Source organism: Kitasatospora sp. NPDC036993 (genome assembly GCF_055607525.1).
In genome coordinates this window covers 176,013-193,676 of sequence record NZ_JBVJRP010000017.1, presented here as the reverse complement: position 1 = coordinate 193,676, position 17,664 = coordinate 176,013, and the positions used below count along the sequence as shown (strand labels likewise).

The following is a 17,664-nucleotide window of genomic DNA, read 5'->3' as shown; positions in this document are numbered from 1 at the left end:
GTTGCGGGGAGAGAAGTCAGGCGGCAATCGAATCCGAACCACGCCGGCTGACCCCCGCGGGTGCGGGGAAGAAGCGATGATGTGGCTCAAGGCCTGGAGGCTGTCGGGCTGCTCCCCGGGATATCCGGGGAGCAAGCCAGACGACGGCCTGTCTGACCGGCGTCATGCGCCCACGGGCCGGAACCCGCGGGGGTGCGAGACACCCTATCCGCCCGCCGTCGGCCGGATCAGGAGCAGGCCCGCGCTGTAGGAGCGGGCGCGGCCCACTCCGGTGGTGAGGGCGTCGGTGAAGGCGGCGGGGTCGGTGACGGTGAGGGCGCCCTTGATCTCGGCGCGGCCGATCTTGGCGCCCTGGTGCTTGGCGCTCAGGCCGAGTTTGGGGAGCATCCGGATCGCCAGGGTGTCCGGGTCGCTGTCGGCGCCGATGCGGCGGACACCGCCCGGGCCGACGCGGTCGGCTCCGGCGGGCTGGAGTCGGGCGGCGAACCAGTCCTTGACGTGGCGGGGGGTGGTGTCGGAGAGCCGCTTGCGGGCGAGGGTGCCGTCGCCGGCGCGGGTCTGGCGGTCCCGGGTCGGGTTCACCACGATCCGGAAGCCGAACGCGGCACCCGTGCGGACCGTGGTGTCGACCTGGAGGAGGGCGATCCTGTCGGCCAGGGCCGCCCGCGGGATCGCGGACCAGTCGGGCTGCACGCGCGACTGCACGATCACGACCAGGCTGTTGGTCCTGAGGTCGAGCGTCCAGGTGTTGAGGATGCCCATCTGGGCGCGCGGGTCCGCCTCGCCCGGTTCCGTCCACCCGTAGAAGCCGGACATCACCAGTCGGTGCATGATGTGCGGGTCGAGGATCGCCTTCTGTGCCAGGGCGTGGGTGGCGTCGAGGTGCAGGATGCTGTGGCAGGCCACGAAGCGGGCGGTGGCGGTGGAGGCAGTGGTCACAGCAGGTGGTCCCATCCGATGGACTCGCCGGGTTCGATGCGTACGCGCTGTTCCCAGCGGGGCGCGTAGGACCGGTGCACGGTGTGGAAGCTGACGGGGTGGTCGGTGACCGAGGAGGCTCCGTCGGTTCCGGCGGGCACCTCGATCCACGTCCAGGGGCGGGGCGCGCAGTCCTCCGTGAGCAGCCTGGTGGCCGCGAGGACCTCTTCGAGGCTCCCCGCGTGGACGCCGCCGGAGATCTCGCCCGCGGGCGGGCAGTTCTTGCGTCCGAGCCAGAGCAGGCGTCGGGGCTGTTCGAGGGCGGTGGCCAGTTCCTCCAGCAGGTCCCGGTCCGGGTGTTCGACGGCGGCGACGAACTTGGCGTCCGCCAGGTAGCTGCGGCTGGTGATCATCGGGTCGCGGCCGACCCTGCGGGCGAGCAGCGGCCCGCTCTCCGGGTCGGGGGCGATCCCCTTGGGGACCCCGTACCAGCCGGTGAGGGCACGGGCCGTCATGGCGCCGAACGCCGGGCCGGTGGCCGTTTCGAGGGCGGTGGCGGCCTGCTGGGCGCGCCGGTGGTCGGTGATCAGGTCGCGCGGGCGCAGCGGGTACCGGCCGCCGCCGACGGTGTGGTAGTCGCGGACGGGGGTGCCGGGGCGGTCGGCGCGGACGGCGTAGCGGAGTTGGTCGAGCGGGTCCAGCGCGTCCTCGCGGGAGTAGCCGGCCGCGGCCGCGAGCATGCCGATGAAGCCGGACTTGGTCGGCCTGAGGTGGGTGTCGCGCCGGTCGAAGCGGGCGACCAGTCCCCAGGCCTGGAGCGGTCCGGCGAGCCGGGCCAGGAGCACGTACGGCTGGGTCACGGGGCGGTCAGCTCCTCGGCGGTGTCTGCCTCGGCCGCGGCGAGGGCGCCTTGGGCGGCGAGTTCGTCCAGGAGGTCCTGGATGCCGAGGTCGTAGGTGAGAACGCGGCCGCCGGCGATGTCGGAGCGCTTGCGGGTGACCAGCCGGTGGTGCTTCAGGAGCCTGGTGGCGGCGGCGAGGCTGGCGCCACCGTCGGCTTGCTCGTCGATGGGGTCCTCGAAGACGGCGGAGTAGTTGAAGGGGCGCTTGCCGTCGAAGGCGAGGACCAGCTTGGGCAGGGAGCCGGTGGAGGCGGTGGTGTTCTTCTTGGCGGCCGGCATGGCGTCGACGAACGCCTCCACGAACTGGCGCTCGGCGGCCACGGCGGCCTCGTCCGCCTTCTCGGCGCTCAGGCCGCCGGCCATCAGGTTGACGCGCAGCTGGACGCGGTCGAGGGCGGCGTGCCGGTAGAAGGTGCCGGAGATCAGGGACTGGTAGCCGGTCATGCCGGCTCCGGCGTCGTCGGCGGCGTCGAGGTAGTCCAGGGCGTTGGCCTTGCGGCGGATCTTGGAGTCGTCGGCGGCGCTGTAGAAGTCGTCGATCTGGGCCGCGGCGTGGACGGTGAAGGCCGGGCCGGTCATCACCGCGCCGTCGACGTTCGGGGAGTCGGCGATCTCGGCGAGGAAGCGGCCGTAGAGGGCGATGTCGATGGCGTCGCGGGGCGCCAGGGCCGCCAGGACGGCGGCGCGGACGGCCTTGGGCAGGGTCGGGATGGCGGTGTCGGCGGCCTCCTCCACCTCGACGGGCAGGGTGTCCTCGTCGGCCGCCGCCGCACGCCTCTTGCCCTTGCTCCTGGCCTTGGCGGTCTCGGCGACCTTGCGGGCCTCCTCGAATTCGCCGGCCCAGGAGACGACCCCGTCCCGGTTGGCGGCGAGGTATTCCGCCAGCTTGGCCCCGGCGTCCTCGGGGGCGAAGAGCAGCACCTTGGTCAGGTTCCGGGTGCGCTCCTTGTCGCCGAACTTGAGGCCGACGCCCTCCAGCACGGCCTTGGCGACGGGCAGCGCGTCCTGTTCCTCCCAGCCCAGGCCCCGCAGCGCCTCGGCGGTGAGCAGTGCCCACTCGCGGGTGCGGATGCCCATGGTGTAGCCGGCCAGGGCGCCTTCACCGGCGTTGGCCTTCTCGCGGCTGAGGGTGCGTTCGGCGCGGCGGCGGGCCTGGGAGGTGATCAGGTTCCGGGTCTCGCCGCCGAACGGGATGATCTTCGCCATGCCGTTCTCGTCGCGGACGGGCAGGACGGCGACCAGGCTTTCGATGGCGTGCAGGGAGAGGAACTGGTGGCCGTCGAGCCGCTCGGCGACGGCGCTGGTGCGGACGATCGTCATGTGGTCAGCCGTTCTTCTTCGCAGGGTATTCGGGGGTGTAGAAGGCGCGGGCCCAGCTGTACGGGGTCGCCCTGCCGGTGGCCTTCCAGGCGGACAGGTCGTCGGCGAGCCGGGCCCAGGAGGGCGGTGCCACCTCGCAGGCCCGTGCACGCTCGACGGCGTGCTGCAGGTGGCGTACGGGCAGTTCGCGGGAGGCGACCAGGCGGTCGAGGAGGCGCTTGGCGCCCGGGTCCTTCGGGCCGCGGGCGGCGGGGGAACCGATGCGGCGAAGGGCGTCGCCCATGGAGCCGTAGCCGGCCTGGGGCACGCTCCTGCCGGCGTGGTAGCGGGCGAAGAGGAACGCGACCCGCTCGTACACCGCCCGCTGGTCCTCCTCGGGGCTGAAGGAGGCGGCCCGTAGCCTGGGCTCCGACAGGGCCTCGGGGCGGCGCAGTTCGGCGAGGCGGCCGTAGTCGTGGGACCAGACCAGGCTGCACAGCCAGCTGGTGAGGTGCTCCGCGGGCGTCCGCTCGGCCGGGAGGGCCCCGCCGGGTGCGTCGTCGCCGACGGCGACCGGACGGAAGACCTCGTCAAGGTTCAGGGACAGCTGCTCGTCAATCACGCGGGGGCTCCTTCAGATACGGCGGGCAAGCGGAGCTCGCCAGCATCTTCTTCAACTTCTGCTCCGCCTTGGCCCGGGCGTTCATCCCCCGCCCGCCGGGCGGCAGCGAGGCCAGGCGGGCCCGGAGGACCTTCCGGGTCAGCTCGTGGATCTCCCGGCCGAACTCCGCCAGGGGGCCCTCGCCCGGGTCGGTCCCGGCGCTCACGTCCGCCATCAGGAACGAGAAGTGGTCGGCCGCGCCGGCCCACAGTTCCGGCTCGGCGTGGAAGCGCCTGAGCAGGGACGCCTTGTCGGCGGGCTTCGGGTTGGGGTACGCCTCGTCCCTGGCCACGACCGCGGCGGCGTACAGGGCCTTGGCGGCGTACTCGCAGATCAGCGAGCCGTCGTCGGAGGCCCACTTGAGCTGCGCCTCCCGGCCGGGCACGTACGGGAAGGTGTCCGAGACCCAGGCGGTGGCGGTGGCCTGGCGGGAGATCAGGCCCACGGCGGTCAGGCCCACCCGGCGGTCGCGCAGGCCGGCGAGGCGGTCGTACAGGCCGGTGCCCTTGGCGAGCTTCGGATCGGCCGTGGCCGCGGCCGCGTACAGCGCGTGGGACTCGCGCCAGAGCGCGCGTTCCTCGCTCGGCCGCAGCGGCTCCGGCTCGCCGCCGCTCCTGCGCGGGGCCAGGACCGCGTCCTGGAGGTGGACGGGCGGCAGCGGGTCGAGGATCTCGCCCGCGGCCCGCAGGACCCGGTCGACCATGACCCTGCCGTCGACCAGGACGGGGCGCAGGAGGATCGACCGGCCGAGGAAGGAGTGGAGGTCGGCCGGCCCGTCCGGCAGCCGCGACGCCTTCCGGCCGCGGAAGGTGCGGCGGCCGCCGGGGCGGTCGGCCGTCCAGGAGTAGTTGAAGGTCCCGGTGTCTCCGGGCTTGCACGGAGCGATGTTCAGCCGCAGGGTGTCGCCGAGCGTCCGCCCCCTGGCCACTACGCGGATGCGGGTGCCGAGCCTGCCCACCGCCTGGTAGGTGAGCTGAGGGCCCAGCCAGTCGGCCTTGGCCATGGCGCGCCCGCCGAGGCCGTAGGCGTGCTGGGTCAGCATGGCGCGGAACGCCGCGTCCGGCGCCATCGGTTCGGGGTCGTGGAGGTGCACCTTGTCGAAGAACTGGTTGTAGTCGCCGGTGCGTTCGATGACGAGCTGGGCCGAACCGACGCCGTGCGCGGCCATGAACGGGGCCAGCAGCGCGTTCTGGCCCAGGGGACGCTCGGGGTGGAACAGGTCCCAGCGCTCGGGCGGTTCCTCCTCCAGCCAGGTGGCCGCCTGCTCCAGCGGGTGCTCGTCCTCCACCCACTCGCGCCAGGCGGCGGGCGTGGCCGGCACGCACTTCGCCGCATACATGATCGCCATCAGGTACTCGAGTACGGCGACCTCCTCACCGGGAGTCGAGCTGACCAGCGCGGTGAACTCCTCGGCGTTCCTGAGGAGTTCGACCAACCCCGCGCGCCGGACCCCGGCCGGACGTACAGTCGGGTCCTCCCCTTGCGCGGGCCGCTCCGGGCCGGGGCGTGTCAGTGCCGGCTGGCATGCTTCCGTCCGAGGGTCCCAACTCGACAGTGCGTCCCGAGATTCCAGGAAATCTCGGGACATCCTTGAAATTTGACGCTTCGTCACAAAATCGGACCCTACTAGCCTGGGAGCGGCCGAGCGGTGGAAGTGCACGAAATCACCCGTGCGGGGGTCATGCTGTGGGGCAAGACCGACCGTTTCAAGATCAGCGAGAAGCGGGGCGGCCCGCCCTGGAACCCTCTCCTGGCCCACATGCTCGACACCGCGGCCTGCGCCGGAGAGCTGTGGGACCACTACCTCGCGACGCCCGTCCGCGACCGGCTAGCCGAGGCGCTGGGATCCGGGGACGCCGTCGTCGCCCGGCGGAACGCGATGCTCTACGCCGCCCTCCACGACCTGGGGAAGGCCTCCGCGGGATTCCAGCTCCAGTTCTTCGACACGGACAAGGGGCATCTGCGCAAGGCCGCCAAGGAGTGGCTCGCGATGGCCCGCCGGAACGGACTGCCGCTTCCCGCCGACCTCCGCGCGGCCCGTCGGCTGCGGCACGAACTCGTCACCGCCCACTGCCTGCCCCGGCTGCTCGGCTGCGCCTGCCAGGACTGCGGCGGCACGGGCGCCCCGCACCTGGGCCTCCACCGGGTGGCGCTGCTCCTGGGCGGCCACCACGGTCACATCCCCGGTCCCGACCTCCTCCAGCGGGCGCCGACGGCGGCCCCGCCGCAGCACTGGGACGCCGTCCAGTGGTTCCTCGTCAGGGCGGTGGCGTCGTTCCTGGACGTCGACCTGAAGCGGCTTCCGGACCAGACCTCCTTCTCACGGCCGGCGGCCGGGCCCCTGTTCGCCGGCCTGGTCGTCGCCGCGGACTGGATCGCCTCCGACGACAACCGCTTCGAGTACCGCAGGACGGGGGACGTCCGGCAGTGGTGGCACGACGCGAGGAAGTCGGCCCGCACCGCGGTGCACGACCTCCGCCTCCGCGGCTGGACACCGAAGCCCGAGCCGTGGGCCCGGCTCTTCCCCGGCACCCCGCAGCCCCGCCCCTTCCAGGCGGCGGCCATGGCCGCCGCGCCGGAGGAAGGGCCGGCGCTGGTCCTCATCGAGGCCGGCACCGGATCGGGAAAGACCTCCCTGGCCCTCTGGTACGCCCACCACCTCGCCCGCACCAACGGCTACCACGGCTTCTACACGGCGATGCCCACCCGGGCGGCCACCGACCAGGCCGCGGTGGAGCACATCGAGTTCCTCGCCCGGGCCTTCGGCCGGCCCGGCGACGCCAACCTCGCCGTCGTCCACGGGACCGCGGAAGCGACGGACACCGTGCACCGGCTCCTCGACGCGGGCGAGGCCCCCGCGCCGCCGGACGACCTCACCGACCTCACGCCCTTCGTCGAATCCACCCTCTGCGACCGCCACGACCAGGACGAGGCCGCCGCCGTGGTCCTCGACCCGTGGTACCTCCGCCGCTGCCTCGGCCTGCTCTCCACCTTCGGCGTCGGCACCGTCGACCAGGTCGCCCTCGCCTCGCAGCGCTCCGCGCACTGGTTCCTGCGACTCTTCGGCCTCGCCAACAAGACCGTCGTCATCGACGAGGCCCACGCGTACCAGCTGTTCCAGGAGCGGCTGTTGGAGGCGGCCATCGCCTGGCTCGCCGACGCGGGGGCCTCCGTCGTGGTCCTCTCCGCCACGCTCCCCGCCGCCACCCGGGAGGCACTGGTCGCCGCGTGGTGCCGTGGCCACCGCACCGTCGTCCGGCCCACCGACGCCAAGGGGCCCGTCACCCTCGTGGACCGGCACGGCCGCGTCACCCGCGCGGCCCCCGACGAACCACCCGACGAACTCCACACCCGGCTCGACCTGTTGCCCGACCCGGGCGCCGCGGCCCTCGCGGGCCGGCTCCTGTGGGAAGCCGCCGCCGGGGGCATCATCACCGTCATCCGCAACCGGGTCGGCTCCGCCCACGAACTCCACGCCCACCTGGTCGAGCAGGCCGAGCGCCACGGCTGGCGCCGTGACGAGATCCTGCTCCTGCACGGCAGGCTCGTGGCCCGCGACCGACTGCCCAGGGAAGCCGAACTCCGTGCCCTTCTGGGGCCGGGGGAGGACCGGTCGACGGCCAACCCGCGGCGCCCGGCCCGCCTGCTGGTCGTCGCCACCCAGGTGATCGAGCAGTCACTGGACCTGGACAGCGACCGCCTCTACACCGACCTGGCCCCCGTCGACCTGCTCGTCCAGCGCCGGGGCCGCCTCCACCGGCACGCCGTCAACAACGGTGCCCGGTCCGCCGGCATGCGGACCCCCCGGATGACCATCCTGTGGCAGCCGGACCAGGCGCACCTGCCGCTCGTCCAGCCGCCGGCCGGCCGAACCCCGGGCAACCGCGACGCCCTGGTGTACGCGCCCTACGCACTCGCCGCGACCTACCACCAGCTCGCGGAACGCACCGTCGAGCCGGCCTGCCCGGACTGCGAGGACGCCCGGCGGGCCGATCCGGCCGCCCGCATCGCCTGCCTGTCCACCCCACGCGACAACGAGGCCCTGATCGAGTCCGTCTACGATCCGGCGCCGTTCCCCCGGACCCCCACGGGGGCGCTGCTGTCGACGACGTGGGAAGACTGGAACGCCGAACTCGCGAAGCACACCAACGCAGCCAAGGCCTACGCCCTGCAGCCCTACCACCCCGACGACGGCACCCCCGGCGACATCCACCTCCTGGAGAGCGGGGGCGCGAACGGCCACGGCAACGACGGCGCTCCAGGCCTGGCGGCCCGGTCACGGCTCGCGGAGCGCTCCGTCGAAGCGATCCTGCTCTACCACCACCCCTCGGACGGCGAACACCCCAGCAACCACTACAGCTACGACCCGCGGGGCCGCATCAGGGCCGACCTCAAGCGGTACAGCCGCCGTGTCGCGGACCGCGCCGCCCGGCGGGCCCAGCAGCAGCACCTGCTGCTCAACACGGTGTCCATCCCGTACCACTGGTTCGAGCACCTGCTGCCCGCCGAGTACTGGAAGAACCCCGGCATCGGGGTCCTCCGCCATCGGCACGTCATCGTCCTGAAGCCGGACGGTACGAGCCGGGACGGCCACGCGCCCAAGTGGCTCCGCTACGACTCAACGCGGGGCCTGCACCTGGCTTTCCGGTCATGAGGCGGTACTCTGCCCATCCCTGCTCCCGGCACCAGCGGGGATGGGCCCGATGTTCCGAGCTCTCTGCTTCCATGCTCCCCGCGGCAGCGGGGGAGATGCCGACCTGCGACCACCGGTGTACCCGGCAGCGTGGCGGGCTCCGGCCCTGATGCCGGGCGGCGACGAGGGCGCTGCACCGGGGCCCGAGCGGGTGTTCGGGAGCGGGTGAGTGTGCGGCATTCGGTGCGGTCGGGGTGAGTGGCGTGGCCTGGCCGCGCGCGAACTGCGAGGGCGGTAGCGTCACCCTTGGTCACCGGAGTGTCACGGTGTGCCCTCCTTGGAGTGGGCGCCCGACCGGGCCCTGGAGTCGACCAGCCGTCCCGATCGTCGAACCGACAGGAGCGTCTTCCGTGGCCGTACCCACCGCCTTCGACCAGCATGCCAGCGGCTACAGCCTCCCGCACGCCTACTGGCTGGCGAAGGCCTCCGATCTGGCCTACAAGGACGAGGCCACCATCGAGGAGCAGGCCCACGCCTGGGGGTTCGACGAGGTGCGCCACCACCGGACGAGCTTCACGCCGCCGTTCCCGCTACAGGACACCCAGGCCTACACCATGGGTGGCGAGAACATGATCATCACCGCGTTCCGCGGCACCGAGCCCGCGCAGATCCGCGACTGGCTCACCGACGGAACCACCCCGCCCTGGCCGGGCCCCGCCCGGACGGGCTACGTCCACTACGGCTTCGCCGAGGCCCTGGACTCCATCTTCCCCGACGTCGCCAAGGCCGTCTCCGACCTGCGGACCGACGACCAGACCGTGTGGTTCACCGGGCACAGCCTCGGCGGCGCCCTCGCCATGCTCGTCGCCGCCCGGCTCGACCTGGAGGACCCCCGGCTGGCGGCCGACGGCGTCTACACCTTCGGCCAGCCGCGGACCTGTGACCGGCTGCTCGCCGCCGCGTACAACAAGGGCCTCCAGGGGCGCACCTTCCGGTTCGTCCACGGCAACGACATCGTCCCCGAGCTGCCTCCGGAGCCCGTCTTCACCCATGTCGAGACGCTGCGCCACATCGACTCCGCGGGCCGCGTCAAGGAGAAGGCCGGGCTGGTCTCCGCGCTGACCGACCGGGCCAAGGGGCTGGGCACCGCGGCCTTCTCCCCGGACGGCGAGGGCATCCGCGACCACCTGATGCGGAGCTACCTCGCCGCGCTGGAGAAGGCCCTGGCCTGATCCGTGCCGCTCCGAGGTCCGGGTGCGTCCGGTCCCGCCTGGCGCACCCGAACCCGGGCCGGAGCGGTCAGGCCCGTTGGCGTGGGGTGAGCAGTCCGCTCTCGTAACCGATGATCACCAGTTGGACCCGGTCGCGGGCGTCGAGCTTGTCAAGGAGATGGCCGAGGTGGGTCTTCACCGTGGCCATGGAGACGTAGAGCTCCCGCGCGATCTCCGCGTTGGACCTGCCGGCGCCGACCAGTTCGAGGACCTGCCGCTCCCGGCCGGTCAGGCCGTCCAGAGCGGGGGGCGGGCCGGGCGGGTCGGTGGCGGGGTGGCGGCAGAACTCCGCGATCAGGCGCCGAGTGACGCTCGGGGAGAGGAGGCTCTCCCCGGTGGCCACCACCTGGATCGCGCGCAGCAGTTCGACGGGCGGGATGTCCTTGAGCAGGAATCCGGCGGCTCCTGCCCGCAGTGCCGCGAAGACGTGCGCGTCCAGGTCGAACATGGTGAGCATCAGGACCCGCACGTCCGGGCTGTGTTCGCAGATCGCCCGGGTGGCCTCGATGCCGTCCATGCCGGGCATCCGCACGTCCATCAGCACCACGTCGGGCCGTTGTTCGGCGGCGAGTTCGACCGCGGCGGCGCCATCGGCGGCCTCGCCGACCACCGTCAGGCCGGGTTCGGCGTCGATCAGCATGCGGAAGCTGCCGCGCAGTAGCGCCTGGTCGTCCACGACCAGGACACGGACGGGCTCGGTCACGGCATCCTCCATACGTTCGTTCTTCCCGCTTCGATCCTGCCGCCGATCAGGGCTCAGCACCTGCGGTTTCCGCTTCGGTGGTCCGGTAGGGGAGCTCGGCGCGAACTGCGAAGCCGCCGTGGGCCAGTGGGCCCGCCTGGAACCGTCCGCCGAACAGCTCGACCCGCTCCCGCATCCCGATCAGGCCGTGGCCGCTTCCGTGGCCGGGGGTGTCGGAATGCCCGGGGCCGTGCCAGGGCGGCTGTCCGCCCGGGCCCGGGCGGCGGGTGCCGCGGCCGGGGGCGGCAGCCTCGTTCGTCACGCCGACGCGCAGCTCCCGGCCGTCGGCGACCAGTTCGACCCGGCACCGCGTGGGGCCGGCGTGTTTGAGGACGTTGGTCAAGGCCTCCTGGACCACCCGGTAGGCGGAACCCTTCGTGCAGCTCGTCGGGGAGCAGGGTGGAGGTGGCGGGCGCCGGCGAGAGCTTGCGTCGGCCCGGGCCTCCAACTGTGCGACACGAACCGACGGTTCGGGCGCCGGCGGGGAGTGCGCGCAGGGTGGCGGGTGGGCGTGCTCGGCTCAACTTCCGTGATCGGAGGGCCCGGTGATGCCGTCGCCGATCGGCTTGTCCGTCGGAGTCGGCCTACGGAGCGGAGGCGGCGGGGGAGGACTGACGTCGCGGTGTGCCGCGGTTCGCCGACCGGCGCTCGGTGCCGGAGGCCGAGGCTCCCCGCGGGTCGGGCGTCGGTCGGTTGTGGCCGTGTGTGGGATGCCCGGCCGGTCGGGGGATCCGGCCGGTGATCTTGGACGGATAGGCTGCCGTGATGTCAGGTCCTCGCGGAGAGGACGGAGCTGATCAGGATCGGTGGTGTACGGAGATGATGGGACCGGCGCATTCGCTGTCGGGTGCGACCGCATGGCTGGGGGTGGGGGCGGTGGCGGCCGGGATGGGGGAGCCGATGCCCTGGCCGGTCCTGCTCGCCGGGGCGCTGATCTGCGCGGGGGCGGCGCTGGCGCCGGACCTGGACCACAAGGCGGCGACCATATCCAGGGCGTTCGGGCCGGTGTCCCGGGCGCTCTGCGAAGTGATCGACAACCTCTCGTACGCGGTCTACAAGGCCACCCGGGGCAAGGGGGACCCGCGGCGCTCGGGCGGACACCGGACGCTGACGCACACCTGGCTCTGGGCCGTGCTGTGCGGGGCGGGCGCCGCGGCGGTGGCCGTGTACGGCGGCCGCTGGGGCGTGCTGGTGGTGCTGTTCGTGCACATGGTGCTGGCGATCGAGGGCCTGCTGTGGCGGCACGCCCGGGTCTCCAGCGACGTCCTGGTGTGGCTGCTGGGGGCGTGCAGCGCGTGGATGCTCGCGGAGGTCCTCGACAAGCCGGGCAACGGCTCGCAGTGGCTGTTCGAGGAGCCCGGGCAGCAGTACCTGTGGATCGGGCTGCCGATCGCACTCGGCGCGCTGGTGCACTGCCTGGGTGACGCGCTGACCGTCTCGGGCTGTCCGGTGCTCTGGCCGATCCCGGTCGGGCGCCGGCGCTGGTACCCGATCGGTCCGCCGAAGGGCATGCGGTTCCGGGCCGGCAGCTGGGTGGAGATCAAGGTGCTGACCCCGGTCTTCATGGGGGCCGGCGGGCTCTGCGCGGCGGGGGCGCTCGGCTTCTTCGGTAACGGCTGAGGCGGAGTTTGGTTCCAACGGCTGCGGGCCGGTGCCGAGTTGGGGGATCATCGGCCGGGTAGGCGCTGCTCGGCGCGGGAGGCCAGGTCTCCGGCGCCGGGAGCGTGGTCCTCGCAGCCGTGGGAGCGTGTCAGATGGTGGCGTCCGTACCGGGAGAGGTGGCGATCGTCACCGGCGCCGCCAGCGGGATCGGCCGGGCGGCGGCGCTGCGGCTGGCCGGGGCGGGCTGGACGGTCGCCGCGGTCGACGTGGACGCGGCCGGTCTGGAGGGGCTGGCGCAACAGGCCCCCGGGGTGCGTCCGTTCGTCTGTGACGTCACGGACCGCCCGGCGGTCGCCGCTGTGGTCCGTGACGTCGGCAGCGAACTGGGGCCGCCCCGGCGGCTGGTGCACTGCGCGGGCGTCGGCGTGATGGGTCGGCTGCTCGATCAGGACGCGGCCGGCACCCTCCGGGTGATGGAGACGGTGTACGGCGGCACGCTCCACCTGGTGCACGCCGTCGTCCCCGGCATGGTGGCCCGGGGCGGGGGCCAGGTGGTGCTCCTCGGCTCCATCGCGGGCTGGGTGCCGGTACCGATGGGCGGGGCGTACGGTGCGGCCAAGGCCGCGGTCCACTTCCTCGCCGAGACCGTCGCGGCCGAGCACCGGAAGGACCGGATCCAGGTCGTCTGCGTCTGCCCGCCCGCGGTGGAGACCCCGATGCTGGACCGGATGCGCAGCGACTCCCCTGAACTGATGGGCCGGGTCAGCGGGTTGAGCCCCGAGGCGGTCCTGGAGTCGATGGACCGCGCCCTGGCGCGGGGCCGGCTGTGGGCCTTCCCCGGGCGCGGTACCCGCGTGATGTGGACCGCCCGGCGTCTGGCACCGCGTCTCCTCGGCCGGACGATCGGCCGTCTCGTGGTCGGGAAGTAGCCGGGGGCGAGGCTAGCGGTACCGCCCGGAGGCCGAGCAGAAGTCCACGCAGCCGCGCATCAGTGAGCGCAGGTCCGTCACGTACCGATAGACGGGGGAGCGGTCCTCGACCGCGAGCCCGAGCCGGTCGAGCAGGCGGGGCAGACCGGCCTCGGTGCGCAGGAAGGAGTCGGTGTAGCCGCGGACCATGGTGTGGATCCGGGCGAGCGCCTCGGGCCGGGTGATGCCGTGCTGCCGTTCGAGGACGATCACCAGGTTGTGGTGGTCGCCCGCGAGCTCCTCCTTCGTGAGGGACTGCACGTCCTGGGTGATGTTGACGACGTGGGTGGTGAGGTGGCGCAGTGTGCGCAGGGGCCGGCTGCGGAGGACGTCATCCGGGACCTCGTACCGGCCTGCCCGCTCGGCCGCGTCCATCTCCAGGCGCACGGCGCCGGTCAGTTCGCGCAGGGCGAGGTACTCCTCGGCGCCGAGGACGACGCCCTCCCGGCGCTGTCGGCAGCGGGTGAGGCAGGAGGCGAACCAGTCCGCCCAGTTCTTCCCGGTGCGCGCCACGAACGCCGGTGACATGCCGTCGGTCCACCGCTGCCAGAGGTCGGTGAAGGCGCGGACGTGCGGGTCGGCGGGCAGCCGGCCCGGCTGCGGGCCCGGTGCGTCGAGGACGGCGGCCAGGGAGGTGAAGAAGGCGTCGGCCCGGCCGGGTTCGCCGATAAAGGCGGGGTCGTCGGGGAAGTCGTTCCAGACCGACCACCAGGAGACCCAGTCGGCCACCAGGTCGAGGCCGTCGCCGGTGGCGTCGGGGTAGCTCAGGCAGGCGAACAGGGCCATGTCGTACCGGTCGTGGCGGCGCAGGGCCGCGTCGTCGGGGGCCAGGCCCATGCGTCGGACCCAGTCCCGGGTGTGCGCGGTGACCCGGGCGCGGTCCTGGCCTATTCGGTACGGGAAGGGCAGGTCGAAGTGCCATGACCGGGTGTCCCGGTGGGCTTGCGGGGTCGGCAGGGTGATGGAGGGTTCCACCGGTGAGGACTCCTCGTGAAGGCGGGAGGGCGCGGATGGGCGACGGCGGCTGCGCGCCGTCCGTTCAGCCCGCGGCGAGCAGGCCGTCGACCAGGGCGCGGAGGCCGTCCTGGTAGGTGTCCCCGGAGGTGAGCGGGGCCCAGCGGTCGGCGAGCCCGGCCAGCCGGGGCAGGTGTTCCGGGTCGAGGTCGGCGAAGACCTGCTGGCGGTGGGTCGGGCGGTCGTCCGCGGCCCGTCGGCGGGTCGCCGTCGCGCGGACCAGGATCTCGCCGGCGGTGTAGTACCAGATGGCGCGGTAGCCCTGGACGGCCCGGTCCGGTGACAGGCCGCACCCGATCAGGCCGTCGACGATCTGCTCGACGAACCACAGGGAGTGGGCGGACATCAGGTCGTCCCCGGTCAGCACCTCGACGATCCAGGGGCAGGCGGCGAGCGCCCCGTGGATGGCGGCCGCCGCGGCGACGACCCGCTCGCGCGGCTCGGCCGGCAGCCCGGTCGGCCGCAGCGTCCGCGCGGCGTAGTCGTCCAGCAGCAGGACGAGCAGCTCCTCCTTGTCGCGGACGTGGTGGTAGAGCGCCATCGGCGTGCTGCCGATCTCGCCGGCCAGGCGCCGCATGGTGAGCCGCTCGACGCCCTCCTCGTCCACGATCCGGCGGGCCGCGGTGACGACCTCCTCCCGGGAGATGCGGGGAGGCCGGCCGGTGGCCTTGCGCGGTGCGGCGGCCCCTCGCGGTGCGGCGGCCTTGCCCGGCCCGGCGGCCTTGCCCGGCGCGGTGCCCGTGCGCGGCGACGAGGACGTCGAGGAGGCCGAGGACGTCGAGGCCGGCGGCTGCGGTTCGGCGGGCTGCTGCATGCCCCCATCATCACCCGGGACTCGACAGCGGCGATCATCCGGGGCTACTTTCTTTACATGTATAAAAACCCACGAGGGCGCCCCGGCCTGGTGCTGGCGGCGGTGACCGTCGCGCAGTTCGTCTTCGCCCTGGACATGTCGGTGGTCAACGTCGCCCTGCCCGCTATCAGGACCGACCTGGGCTTCGCGCCGCTCGACCTCTCCTGGGTCGTGCACGTCTACGCGCTCACCTTCGGCGGGCTCCTGCTGCTGGGCGGCCGCGCCTGCGACCTGTACGGCCGGCGGCGGCTGTTCCTGCTGGGCCTGGCCGTCTTCGGGCTCTGCTCCCTGGCGGGCGGGGTGGCCCAGGCGCCCTGGCAGCTGGTCGCCGCCCGCGCCGGACAGGGCGTGGGCGCCGCGGCGGCGGCCCCGGCCGCGCTCGCGATGCTCACCACCACCTTCACCGAAGGCCCCCGCCGGGTGCGCGCGCTCGGCGTGTGGAGCGCGGCGAACGCCGCGGGCGGAGCGCTGGGGGTGCTGGCAGGTGGGGTGCTGACCGAGTACGCGAGCTGGCGCTGGGTCATGCTGGTCAACCTGCCCGTGGTGGCGGTGGCGTTCGCGCCGGCACCCGGCGGGGGACCGGAGGAGGCGCGGCCCGTACGGCGGGAGCGGCCCGACGTGCTCGGCGCCGTGCTGGCGACCGCGGGGATCGGGCTGCTGGTGTTCGGCGTCGTCCGCACCGACGTCCACGGGTGGGGCTCCCCGGCCACCCTGGGGACGCTCGCCGCCGCGGTCGTGCTGCTGGCCGCCTTCGCCGTCACCGAGACCAGGGCCCCCGCGCCGCTGCTCCGCCTCGGCCTGCTGCGCAGCCGCTGGGTGGCCGGTGCCAACGCCCTGGTGTTCCTGGCCGCCGCCGGGCAGTTCACGGCCTTCTACTTCGTCTCCCTCTACCTCCAGCAGGTGCTGGGCCTGGGCGCCGCCGCCACCGGCCTCGCGTTCCTGCCCTTCTCGGCCGGACTCGTCGCGGGCACCGTCGTCGCCACCCGGATCACCGCGCGCCGCACACCCCGCGTGGCCCTGGTGCCGGGGGCTGTCCTGGCCGCCGCGGGCCTGGCCTGGTTCGCGTCGATCAGCCCCGACGGGGGCTTCCTCACCGACGTCCTCGGCCCGTCCCTGGTCACCAGCATCGGCACCGGGCTGGTCCTGGCGCCGGTCGCCGCCGCGGCGACCACCGGCGTGGCCGCCCGCGAGGCCGGCATGGCCTCGGGACTGCTCAACAGCTCGCGCCAGCTCGGCGGCTGTGTCGGCCTGGCCGCCCTGGCGACCGTCGCCGCCCACCGCACCGGCGGTGCCACCGACCCCGCCGCCCTCAGCGACGGCTACGCGGCGGGACTGGCCGTCACCGCCGTCCTCTTCGTGCTCGCCGCGCTCGTGGCGATCGCCGTGCTGCCCCGGCGGCGGCCGGAAGACCCCGGCCCCCGCCCGCTCACCCCCGCGGAGAACCGACTGGAAGGAACCCGCTCATGACCACCGCTCCGATCGCGGCCGTGAACCTCTTCGCCTCGGCGCTGCACATCCACCCCGACGGCGACGTCACGGCCACCGGGCGGCGGATGACCGGTGGCGACACCGGGGCCTGGCAGATCGCGACCTTCCACGTGGAGACCGACGCCGACGTCCACGCCGACCACTGGGAGATGCACCCCGAGGCGGAGGAGGCGGTGTGCTGCCTGGCCGGCGGCGTCCGGCTCCACCTCCGCCCGGTGGAGCCCGGGGAGGCGGGCGAGGCCGAGACCGTGGTGCGCCTGACGGCGGGCACCGCCGCGATCGTCCCCCGGGGCCGCTGGCACCGGCTGGAACTCGACGCCCCCAGCGACCTGATGTCGATCACCCTCCGTACGGGCACCCGGCTGGAGCCGCGCACCGGCGCCACTGACGTGGGTTGACGAGGGCCGGAGCCGACGCGAGCCGGAGCTCACGAGGACCGGACGGCGCGGTGGGCCGGCCCGCCGTCCGGCCCACCCCGACCGTCGGACCGGCGGTCGGACCGCCGGCCGGTGCCGGCGATCCCGGCCAGCAGGGCGGCGAGCTCCCCGGGCATGGACAGGAAGGGGGAGTGACTGCTGGGTAGCCGGTGCACGGTGTCGGCGCGCGCGGCGAGCACGCGCTGCCGGGAGGGTTCGAGCGCCCGGTCGTGCTCGCAGACCACGTAGCTGGACGGCACCGTGCGCCAGCCCGCCGTGCGCACCGGTTCGGTGAAGGACCGGACGCTCTGCGGGGTCAGCCGCGCCACGGCGCGGTCGGCCTCGGCGCCGGGCACGTCGGCGAAGAACACCTGCCGGGCGTCCTCGTCCGGCGGGGTGTGGCCCGTGTCGTCCGCCGGGGCGGGTGTCCCCAGGAAGGAGAACAGGCTTTCTCCGGCGTCCAGTTGGAAGGCGGCGAGGTACACCGCCCGCACCACGTTCGGGGCGCCCGCGATCGCCTCGGTGACGGGGGCGCCGCCGTAGGAGTGGGCGACCACCACCACCGGGCCGTCGATCCGCCGCAGGTGGTCGCGGACCGCGGCCGCGTCCTCCGCCAGGCCCGCCGGCCGGGTGCCGTCGGAGCGGGCGGGGACGGAGCCGACGGGGGCGGAGCTGGGCAGGTCGACGGCGTGGGAGCGCCAGCCCTCGGCGTCGAGGGCGGCGCGTACGGCGTCCCAGCACCAGGCGCCGTGCCAGGCGCCGTGGACCAGCAGGAAGGCGGGGCGGTCGGGGCCGGCGGTCATGCGGGGGTCCTCCGTCGTCCGGGAGGTGATCGGTGGGCCTGTTCGAGTATCCGGGCCGAATGTGACGGGCGTGTGGCGGCGCGTGGCTGCCTGCT

16 protein-coding genes are annotated in these 17,664 nt (G+C 73.8%); 6 read left to right on the top strand and 10 right to left on the bottom strand.

Annotated features, from left to right (window positions below):
- Positions 1–204: 204 nt before the first annotated feature.
- From cas6e to ACZ7C5_RS30445, 5 genes are read right to left on the bottom strand one after another with little or no spacing between them, the layout of a single operon-like run.
- On the bottom strand, positions 205–939 hold the full coding sequence (cas6e, locus tag ACZ7C5_RS30465) for a type I-E CRISPR-associated protein Cas6/Cse3/CasE (protein WP_401088421.1): 735 nt from the start codon (positions 937–939) through the stop codon (positions 205–207).
- Positions 936–1,778, bottom strand: a complete 843-nt coding sequence (gene cas5e, locus ACZ7C5_RS30460; protein ID WP_401088420.1) for a type I-E CRISPR-associated protein Cas5/CasD — start codon at positions 1,776–1,778, stop codon at positions 936–938. The genes cas6e and cas5e overlap by 4 nt, the downstream gene beginning before the upstream one ends.
- Positions 1,775–3,139, bottom strand: a complete 1,365-nt coding sequence (locus ACZ7C5_RS30455; protein ID WP_470323873.1) for a type I-E CRISPR-associated protein Cas7/Cse4/CasC — start codon at positions 3,137–3,139, stop codon at positions 1,775–1,777. The genes cas5e and ACZ7C5_RS30455 overlap by 4 nt, the downstream gene beginning before the upstream one ends.
- Before the next feature lie 4 nt (positions 3,140–3,143).
- Positions 3,144–3,740, bottom strand: coding sequence for a type I-E CRISPR-associated protein Cse2/CasB (gene casB, locus ACZ7C5_RS30450; protein WP_401088416.1), 597 nt, complete (start codon positions 3,738–3,740; stop codon positions 3,144–3,146).
- On the bottom strand, positions 3,733–5,367 hold the full coding sequence (locus ACZ7C5_RS30445) for a type I-E CRISPR-associated protein Cse1/CasA (RefSeq protein ID WP_470323872.1): 1,635 nt from the start codon (positions 5,365–5,367) through the stop codon (positions 3,733–3,735). The genes casB and ACZ7C5_RS30445 overlap by 8 nt, the downstream gene beginning before the upstream one ends.
- A 60-nt stretch (positions 5,368–5,427) precedes the next feature.
- On the opposite strand from ACZ7C5_RS30445, the gene cas3 reads away from it, so the two are divergent.
- On the top strand, positions 5,428–8,433 hold the full coding sequence (gene cas3 / locus ACZ7C5_RS30440) for a CRISPR-associated helicase Cas3' (RefSeq protein ID WP_401088412.1): 3,006 nt from the start codon (positions 5,428–5,430) through the stop codon (positions 8,431–8,433).
- 389 nt (positions 8,434–8,822) lie between these two features.
- Complete coding sequence (locus ACZ7C5_RS30435; RefSeq protein ID WP_401088410.1) at positions 8,823–9,644, top strand: lipase family protein; 822 nt, start codon at positions 8,823–8,825, stop codon at positions 9,642–9,644.
- Positions 9,645–9,711: 67 nt separating this feature from the next.
- Here the strand turns inward: ACZ7C5_RS30435 and ACZ7C5_RS30430 are convergent, their stop codons facing one another.
- A complete protein-coding gene (locus ACZ7C5_RS30430) occupies positions 9,712–10,398 on the bottom strand; it encodes a response regulator (RefSeq protein WP_188296233.1) in 687 nt (228 codons plus the stop codon).
- 34 nt (positions 10,399–10,432) lie between these two features.
- On the bottom strand, positions 10,433–10,768 hold the full coding sequence (locus tag ACZ7C5_RS30425; RefSeq protein ID WP_401088407.1) for a sensor histidine kinase: 336 nt from the start codon (positions 10,766–10,768) through the stop codon (positions 10,433–10,435).
- Positions 10,769–11,244: 476 nt separating this feature from the next.
- Here ACZ7C5_RS30425 and ACZ7C5_RS30420 point away from each other — a divergent pair, with 476 nt between their 5' ends.
- Positions 11,245–12,045 (top strand): metal-dependent hydrolase, encoded by an 801-nt coding sequence (locus tag ACZ7C5_RS30420; RefSeq protein WP_470323871.1) that lies wholly within the window; start codon positions 11,245–11,247, stop codon positions 12,043–12,045.
- A 134-nt stretch (positions 12,046–12,179) separates the two neighbouring features.
- Positions 12,180–12,956 (top strand): SDR family NAD(P)-dependent oxidoreductase, encoded by a 777-nt coding sequence (locus ACZ7C5_RS30415; RefSeq protein ID WP_470323870.1) that lies wholly within the window; start codon positions 12,180–12,182, stop codon positions 12,954–12,956.
- A 12-nt stretch (positions 12,957–12,968) separates the two neighbouring features.
- On the opposite strand, the gene ACZ7C5_RS30410 is transcribed toward ACZ7C5_RS30415, so the two are convergent.
- Entirely contained in the window at positions 12,969–13,970 is a 1,002-nt protein-coding gene (locus tag ACZ7C5_RS30410; protein WP_470323869.1) for a terpene synthase family protein, read from the bottom strand.
- 64 nt (positions 13,971–14,034) lie between these two features.
- A complete protein-coding gene (locus tag ACZ7C5_RS30405; protein ID WP_470323882.1) occupies positions 14,035–14,655 on the bottom strand; it encodes a TetR/AcrR family transcriptional regulator in 621 nt (206 codons plus the stop codon).
- A 225-nt stretch (positions 14,656–14,880) separates the two neighbouring features.
- On the opposite strand from ACZ7C5_RS30405, the gene ACZ7C5_RS30400 reads away from it, so the two are divergent.
- Positions 14,881–16,329, top strand: a complete 1,449-nt coding sequence (locus ACZ7C5_RS30400) for an MFS transporter (protein WP_470323868.1) — start codon at positions 14,881–14,883, stop codon at positions 16,327–16,329.
- Positions 16,326–16,748, top strand: a complete 423-nt coding sequence (locus tag ACZ7C5_RS30395) for a cupin (protein WP_470323867.1) — start codon at positions 16,326–16,328, stop codon at positions 16,746–16,748. Before ACZ7C5_RS30400 ends, ACZ7C5_RS30395 begins: the two co-directional genes overlap by 4 nt.
- Positions 16,749–16,777: 29 nt before the next feature.
- Here the strand turns inward: ACZ7C5_RS30395 and ACZ7C5_RS30390 are convergent, their stop codons facing one another.
- On the bottom strand, positions 16,778–17,569 hold the full coding sequence (locus ACZ7C5_RS30390) for an alpha/beta fold hydrolase (RefSeq protein ID WP_401088396.1): 792 nt from the start codon (positions 17,567–17,569) through the stop codon (positions 16,778–16,780).
- Positions 17,570–17,664: the final 95 nt, after the last annotated feature.